General features: G+C 34.7%; 7 protein-coding genes and 1 pseudogene. 6 read left to right on the forward strand and 2 right to left on the reverse strand.

Going from position 1 to position 7473, the window contains the following annotated elements:
- Window positions 1-287 precede the first annotated feature (287 nt).
- Entirely contained in the window at window positions 288-944 is a 657-nt protein-coding gene (locus RDN22_RS10525) for a DUF4097 family beta strand repeat-containing protein (RefSeq protein ID WP_308558060.1), read from the reverse strand.
- 169 nt (window positions 945-1113) lie between these two features.
- Here RDN22_RS10525 and RDN22_RS10530 point away from each other — a divergent pair, with 169 nt between their 5' ends.
- The 6 genes and pseudogenes from RDN22_RS10530 to RDN22_RS10555 all read left to right on the forward strand — a co-directional run bounded on the left by RDN22_RS10530 (window position 1114) and on the right by RDN22_RS10555 (window position 7367).
- Window positions 1114-2418 carry a GHKL domain-containing protein gene (locus RDN22_RS10530; protein ID WP_308558061.1) on the forward strand — a complete coding sequence of 435 codons (1305 nt, stop codon included), beginning with the start codon at window positions 1114-1116 and terminating at the stop codon, window positions 2416-2418.
- Entirely contained in the window at window positions 2418-3188 is a 771-nt protein-coding gene (locus tag RDN22_RS10535) for a LytTR family transcriptional regulator DNA-binding domain-containing protein (protein ID WP_308558062.1), read from the forward strand. Before RDN22_RS10530 ends, RDN22_RS10535 begins: the two co-directional genes overlap by 1 nt.
- Before the next feature lie 17 nt (window positions 3189-3205).
- Window positions 3206-3415 carry a DUF3923 family protein gene (locus RDN22_RS10540; protein ID WP_308558063.1) on the forward strand — a complete coding sequence of 70 codons (210 nt, stop codon included), beginning with the start codon at window positions 3206-3208 and terminating at the stop codon, window positions 3413-3415.
- A 66-nt stretch (window positions 3416-3481) separates the two neighbouring features.
- A complete protein-coding gene (locus tag RDN22_RS10545; protein ID WP_308558064.1) occupies window positions 3482-4882 on the forward strand; it encodes a C69 family dipeptidase in 1401 nt (466 codons plus the stop codon).
- A 187-nt stretch (window positions 4883-5069) separates the two neighbouring features.
- Window positions 5070-6449 carry an LPXTG cell wall anchor domain-containing protein gene (locus RDN22_RS10550; protein ID WP_308558065.1) on the forward strand — a complete coding sequence of 460 codons (1380 nt, stop codon included), beginning with the start codon at window positions 5070-5072 and terminating at the stop codon, window positions 6447-6449.
- A gap of 86 nt (window positions 6450-6535) precedes the next feature.
- Window positions 6536-7367: pseudogene (locus tag RDN22_RS10555) on the forward strand (putative ABC transporter permease).
- Here the strand turns inward: RDN22_RS10555 and RDN22_RS10560 are convergent.
- Window positions 7357-7473: IS3 family transposase (locus tag RDN22_RS10560; RefSeq protein WP_308554877.1), on the reverse strand; the 117-nt coding region annotated here is incomplete at its 5' end. The pseudogene RDN22_RS10555 and the gene RDN22_RS10560 overlap by 11 nt on opposite strands.

Consider the following 7473-nt stretch of genomic DNA (forward strand, 5'->3'; position numbering starts at 1 on the left):
TAGTGAATCGACTATCCCGTCGGATAATCAATTCACTATTAAGCTTAGAATGTTTTGTTTATCCTTGTTCTTTTCCACTTTTCCCAAAAGTAATCAAATGGAATGTAAACTATGATAATTAAAATACTTATAATAAACGTTTTTCTGTCATGAATTCCATTAATAAAATAGTTATACAGCAATAATGCAATAACAAATAGTATTCTAAAAGTCATGCCTTTCCAATAGTCTTTCATAATGTTGGTCCTTCTCTATAAAAGCCGTAACTTAATGAAGTGGTGACTATTTTAATTCACGCTAACATCGCCGTTATCAGAATATGCTGATAATAATTGTCTACTTGAGGTATTTTGTTTAAAGCTGTCGTCTTCATCATCACCATCAAAATATATGTCGCCATTGTCACTTGAAAGCTGATATCCTTTAGCATTGCAGTTACCAATAGTAATGTCACCATTGTTACTATCTACTTTCACTTTTCCTTTTAAATAAAGGGCGTCTAAGTCAATATCACCATTGTCAGAAGTGATATTTCCAGAATTCATTTTTATTGTTGAACCATAGATATCGCCATTTGCAGTATAAATTTTTGCGGAATTTAAATACTCCTTAGGCATTTCGATAATGACTGCCTGGGGTCTATTTGTAAAGTGCACCACATTTTTATTTTTGATAGTTAAAGTATCATTTTTCATGGTTACTGTGGGCATTAGATTCTTGCCGCCTTTGTAAATTACGCGATAATGATCCGCATTTTTGAATTGAATGTCCTCATTTAAGCAATCTACGTTAATATTGTGAAATACTTTCTCACGATATATTTTTGTAGTCATTGGACCTTTGTTTAAAACATAATGAGCTTGTTCTAAGTGAGCAAGAGTATTGCAGCCGGTTAGACTAAAACTAAATAAGATAATTAACACCATTAAAACTCGTTTTTTCATTTTTCATACTCCAAATAATCTATCCCTTAATTGCTTATAGTTTATTGGAAAAAATTGTTCTTGCGAAAAATAAAAAATAAGCGTTGAAAAAATGGCAATGAACGCAAATTTAGAATAATAGAATTATTTTTTGCTATGATAAGAGAAATTAATTTGGGGGATGCTTATGATGGGGCAGGCAATTTATAATTTTTTCAATACTGTGGCATATGTACCATTTTTGCTGGAAACATTAGTATTTTTTTATTTAATCAAACCAGTTAGGTGGGAAATTCCGTTAGCTGTTTTACTATTTGTGCCGGATATTTTTTATCCATATACTCAATTCTTGTGTTTAATTATCTTGCAAATTATTGTCTTGATCTTTTCAAAGCGAAACCCTGAATTGTTTGGCTGGAACATTGCCTATTGTCTTTCTATATTAATTGCACCAACTTTAGCTGAAGGCGTTGCAGGCATTATTTCTTTAATAGCCGGTAAGGTGTTTCACTTCAGCTTTGATCACTTCGAAATTAACATCGTGGCAGGAAGTGCGACCTTAGTTTTATTTTTGCTGATTTTCAAATGGCTGAATTATCGCAAATTTAATTTTAAGCAGATCGTCACTTTTGATGGGCAAAATTTTTCTTTTTTAAGATCAATTAATTGGGTTATCTTCGCGCTAACTATGGCTGTTTTAACTGTAGAGATTGCTCTATATTTTGACGAAAATGCCGCAATTATTGTTGCCTGGTTTATTCTGACTTTTGTTGCGATAGCCAATCTATATCAAGCTATTAGGCAAAATCAGCGCTATGTAAAAAATTCGATTAAAAAAGCTGAATTAAAGCAAATACAAGAATATTCGTCACGTTTGGAACAGGCAAACATGTCACTTAGAAAAGCCCGCCACGATTATAAGAACAGTCTTTTAGGATTAAATGGCTATTTGGTTGAAAACGATATTGAAGGTGCCAAAGAATATTTAGCTAAACTTGTAGGTGAAAATGATCGAATTCAAAAAGCCAGCAAGACGATGACTTTGGAGCTGACTAATTTAAAAATTAAAGAACTAAAATATTTGGTCATTGAGAAACTGCAAACGGCACAGGATAAACATATTCATGTAAAAGCTGAAGTTAATCAAGAAATCACTAAGCTGTCTGGAAATGAAGTTACTTTGATTAAAGCAACAGGAATTTTACTCGATAACGCTATTGAAGCATGCGAGAGTCAAAAAGATTCATGGCTGAATTTTTTGCTTACTAAATATGGTAAAAATGTGTATTCATTGGTAGTTCAAAATTCTATAAATACTAAATTAGATGTGCAACAAATTTTAAAAGCTGGTTTTAGCAGCAAGGATAATCACGCTGGTTTGGGTTTAGCTAATTTAAACGAGATGATCGATAATGATCCTAATTTATCACTGGAAATTAAACAGACAGATAGTCAAATTTCGTTTGAGTTGTTGATACAAGGGGATGAAGACTAATGCTTTCAATTATTATTCTTGAAGATAATCAAAGTGAACGACAAATTATTCAAAAGATGATTGAAAATCGAATTAGCGTTAATTCAACTCCTGAAGAATATAATGCTCAAATTGTTTTAAGCACTGCTGATCCTCAAGAAGTTATTTCATATGTGGAGCAGAACGATCAAAAACAAATTTTGGCTTATTTGGATATTGATCTGCAAACAACTATTGATGGGATTGAGGTTGCTAGCCGAATCAAAAGTACGGGATTAAATAGTCAGATTGTCTTTGTTACTGCAGATGCGGAAGCATTGCGGTATACGATTCAGCGACATGTGGCACCGCTAGATTACATTACTAAAGACGCACCGCCAGTGGAAATTCAAGGGCGCATATATGAAACGGTTGATTTGGGCTATCAAAATTATTTAAGAACGATCAATAATTCTGATAAAAAGAGGTATTTTACCTATAGCAGAATTAATGGCATGATTGAAAGAATTCCGCTGGAGCAAGTTTATTATCTGGAGTTGCAGCCTAAGAAATATGGGCAGTTGCGTGTATATGCTAAAGACATGATTTTTGACTGCAGTGGTGTATTGAAGAAACTAGAGCAGCAATATTCTGATTTTGTTTTTGCGGATCGCGACACGTTGGTTAATGTCGATAGCATTAAGAGCTTTGATTATCGCAGTGGCATCGTCTATTTTGATGAAGAAAAATTGATTAAACATAAAGTGGCAATTAGACGGAAAAGAAAGTTGCAGCAATTGCTAGAAAGATAGGTTTTTGGAGGAGAAGTATGAAAGCATGGAAAATTAGTGGGTTGATTGTATTGGTATTTTGGTTGATTACAGCAGTCTTCATTTGGTTTAGAAATGTTGATGGAGCTGGAGTAGTTCAGACTCTTCAAATGAAAGAATTAACTTTATTGTTCTGGGTAATTTTGGCAATACCGATTATTATTGGCTATGGTATTTGGCTAGCTTTTTTGGCCAAAAATCATAAATAAGAAAATTGTTTTAAACCTAAAAGTTCTAAAATAGAGATAAGGACTAAATAATAGGAGGAATCAATTATGCCATGTACAACAATTTTAGCTGGTAAAAAGGCTACAGCTGACGGCTCAACCTTAGTTGCCAGAAATGAAGACTACGGTCACGCTTTTAATCCCAAGCGTTTCATCGTTGTAACGCCAGATAAGCAACCTAAGGATTATCAATCAGTTACCTCTAAATGCAAGGTAGATTTACCTGATAATCCAATGCGCTACACCGCCGTTCCTGAACTTGAATCAACTATGAAGAAGATGGGCTGGTGGGGTGAAGCCGGCATTAACGCAGCCAACGTTACTATGTCAGCTACCGAAACTAGTACTACAAATTCTCGTGTATTGGGAATTGACCCAATGAACAAAAAGGGCATCGGTGAAGAAGACTTCGTTACTATTGTTTTGCCATATATTTATTCAGCTCGTGAAGGTGTAAAGCTGTTAGGTAAATACCTTGAAAAATATGGTACTTATGAATCAAACGGCGTTGCCTTTTCAGATAAGGACGAAGTATGGTACATGGAAACAATCGGTGGTCACCACTGGGCTGCTAAGCGAGTACCTGATGATTGTTACGTTGCCGCACCTAACTGGTTCAGTATTACCGACTTTGACTTTAATAGCGATGATACTATGGCCTCAAGTGATTTAGAAAAGATGATCAAGGATAACTATTTGGATATTGATCATCAAGGCAACCCATACAATATGCGTCACATTTTCGGCAGTCACGATGATTCAGATTATGAATACAACATTCCGCGTCAGTGGTACATTCAAAAGTTGTTTAACCCAAGTGATGTTCATGAACCAGATGATCCTAACTTGCCATTTGCTAAAAAGCCAGAACATTTGCTTACTATCGAAGACTTCAAGTATGCATTATCTTCACGCTATCAACACACTAAGTATGATCCATATGGCTTAGAAGGAACTGATGCAGATCGTCACGCCTTTCGTCCAATTGGCTTCCAACGTAATCAAGAATTATCTATTTTGCAGATTAGAAATAATGTCCCTGCAAAAATCGCTGGTGTTCAATGGGTAGCCTTTGGTCCAAATGCCTTTAACGGCATTGCACCTTACTACACCAATGTTCTTGATACGCCAAGCACTTATCGCGATACTAAAGAACACTTTGATATTAAAGATATGTATTGGTTAACGCATGCAATTACTACGATTGCTGACGAGCATCCATTCCGCTACAGCGCTTCTATTGAAGCCATGAAGCAAGGTACCTTAGCTGCTGGTCGTCATGTATTGCTTGAAACAGATGCTGTTGCTGGTGATCTTGAAGATAAGAAGCTTCAAGAAAAATTGGCAGAAGCTAATGAAAAGACAGCTAAAGCTGCATACGATGCCGCAATGAAATGCTTCGGCGAATGTGTAGAAACTGGTTCATTGCAAATCAGATTAAATTATTAATCAGAAAAGTCCACCAAAAAAGGTGGGCTTTTTTTAATAAGTATTAGATTATCTATCGGACAAAAGGCATATTTTGAATGCTAAATTGAGTCAAAACCTCTGAAATAGGCATTTTTACTAGAAGAAAGCATTGCTCTGACGCAATATCTCCGTATAATTTCAGATAAAAATTGTATGGAGGAAAAGGATGAGAAACATTTTATCAGGCATCGCTTTATTTTGCTTTTTAATCTTTGTGCGGGGAGCAAAGACTGTCCAAGCTGCCGTTACAGATGTTAGTGATCATTTTGTCTCACTAAAAATCGATAATAAGAAGGCTTGGTTTAACGATGACTTTGTTCATGTACAGGCTAAATTCAGTGACAAGAAGCAGTCATTTACAGCTGGCAGTATGATGAAGATCACTTGGAAAAATTCACGTGATGCTTTTATTCAAGGGATTGATGAAAATAAAAAGCTAGTGATTCAAGATGAGGAAGGAAAAAGTCACGAAGTAGGTCAATATGTTGTTGATAAAGATGGCGTTGTTGTCTTGTTTAATGACAAGGTAGAAGATTTTAGGGATGCAAATGGTCAAATTGATTTTGATCTTCAAGTTAAAAATAAATCTGAAAAAAGCCAAGATTTACTTGTAGAGGCAGGAGACTTAACTAAAAGCTTGCACGTAGTAGGACAACGTACACCCAATAAAGATATTGGCTTAGTGACAATTGATGGTAGCTATGATCGTGAGCAAAACAACATTTCCTGGGCAATCAATATCAAGCCAGACAAGGCAGAATATGCGCAATTTGAAGTGAATAATGCGATTCCTGAAGGATTGATTTTAGATGAGAAATCATTAAAGGTAAAAATTGCTGGTCAAGAAGTTAAGTTAGATAAAGACAATTTTCAAATTAATGGAAATAATCTGAAGCTAAATTTAGACACTAAAAAGTATCAAGGTGAACCTATCAGTATTAGCTATAATACTTTGGTTAAAGATCCTAATGCACTTAACGCCTTAAACCAAGTTGCTGTGCGCTACATGGTAAAAGACGGCGAAACAATAAATGAAAATGTTTATGGCGGAAAAGTTCAAAGTGAGCTAGACACGATTATTTTTGGTAAAGCTATCGAATTAAAAACTGACAAAGAAAAAGATACACAAATCCAAAAAGAAGATAGAAATAAAACTAAAGACTTAATCGATCGCCTTAATGCATTACTTACTGAAAAGAATAAGCAAGATAAACAAAATTCTGAACCAAAGCAAACTAAAGATTTACAAATCACAACACCAACATCTGGTTTAACGGGCTTTGATGCTAAGCCTACTGCAACCACGGTTAGTGTTCCTAAAGCAAAAGTAGATAAAGATATTGATGATGATTTAAAGACAATCACAGATAAGACTTTAAGTAGTGACGATTTGAGTTTAAAAGAAAAGGGCAACACTCACCATAGATCTAGTGGTCTTAAATTACCTAAAGCTGGTGAAGCTACATCAATTGTTTTATCTATTGTAGGTGGATTTATTCTAATTATCGGTGGCTTCATTTGTAGCATAAAAATGAAGCGCGGATAGGCGATAAAATCTATATTTTCAATAGCCAAATTACTTTCTTTCACGTATTATTGAATATATAAGCATAGTGAAAGAGAAATATAAAAATGCCATATACTATTTCTGAAATTATAGTTTTATTTTTTACTTATTCTTTTATTGGTTGGTTATGGGAAACAATCTATTGCTCAATCAAAGACAAGCATTATGAATATCGTGGATTTTTGTTTGGACCATATTGTCCTGTTTACGGCTTCGCAGTAACCACCGTCTTAATTTGTACGAAAGATGTTCAAGACAACATATTTTTACTATTTATTGTCGGCATTAATCGTAGCTACTATATTCGAATATGTCGCTAGTTTATTCCTTGAAAAAGCATTCCACCTTAAATTATGGGATTATTCAAAATTATGGGGAAACATTCAAGGTCGTGTTGCTCCAATGATCTCCTTATTCTGGGGCTTTGGCGTAATACTACTAGTAAAATTTATCCAACCCTTTGTTCAAAAAATTATCAATGTTGAAGAAAGAGACACACATGGCTGGCTTGCAGTAGGAATCACGATAGTGATGGGAATTGATACCATCTTGACCGTAATCAGTGTAGAAAGATTCCATATTACAACTAAGATGTGGGACAATCACATCAATCAATTTATTGAGCGTGTCAGATCTAGAGTAGAAAGCAGAATGTCTGAGAAAGGCAAGCTTAAAGTTGGCGACTGGCATCACTCAGTTATTCAGCACTATGATGAATTAAAGCCAAATCGCTTAAGTTGGAACCAAAGACGTTTTCTTAAGAGTTTCCCTAAATTAAAAGTTTTGGATGCTCCTAAGTTTATGGAAATTAAAAAAGCAATTTTGAAAAAAGAAAACAATACAAAGAAAAATACCGCTGTGAAGTGGGACCTAAAAAGTAGACATTTTAAAACATAGGATTAATAGAGGCTTGATTCCGATATTCTTTCGGAGTTAAGCCTTTTAATCTGCTCTTTATCCTTTCTTCGTTATAGTATTTGATATATTCCTCTATAGCTTGAGC

Source organism: uncultured Lactobacillus sp. (assembly GCF_902491705.1).
Classification (GTDB): domain Bacteria; phylum Bacillota; class Bacilli; order Lactobacillales; family Lactobacillaceae; genus Lactobacillus.

Coding starts and splice junctions, on each gene's coding strand:
- RDN22_RS10525 (WP_308558060.1), bottom strand. CDS start 944: ATGAAAAAACGAGTTTTAATGGTGTTAATTATCTTATTTAGTTTTAGT.
- RDN22_RS10530 (WP_308558061.1), top strand. CDS start 1,114: ATGGGGCAGGCAATTTATAATTTTTTCAATACTGTGGCATATGTACCA.
- RDN22_RS10535 (WP_308558062.1), top strand. CDS start 2,418: ATGCTTTCAATTATTATTCTTGAAGATAATCAAAGTGAACGACAAATT.
- RDN22_RS10540 (WP_308558063.1), top strand. CDS start 3,206: ATGAAAGCATGGAAAATTAGTGGGTTGATTGTATTGGTATTTTGGTTG.
- RDN22_RS10545 (WP_308558064.1), top strand. CDS start 3,482: ATGCCATGTACAACAATTTTAGCTGGTAAAAAGGCTACAGCTGACGGC.
- RDN22_RS10550 (WP_308558065.1), top strand. CDS start 5,070: ATGAGAAACATTTTATCAGGCATCGCTTTATTTTGCTTTTTAATCTTT.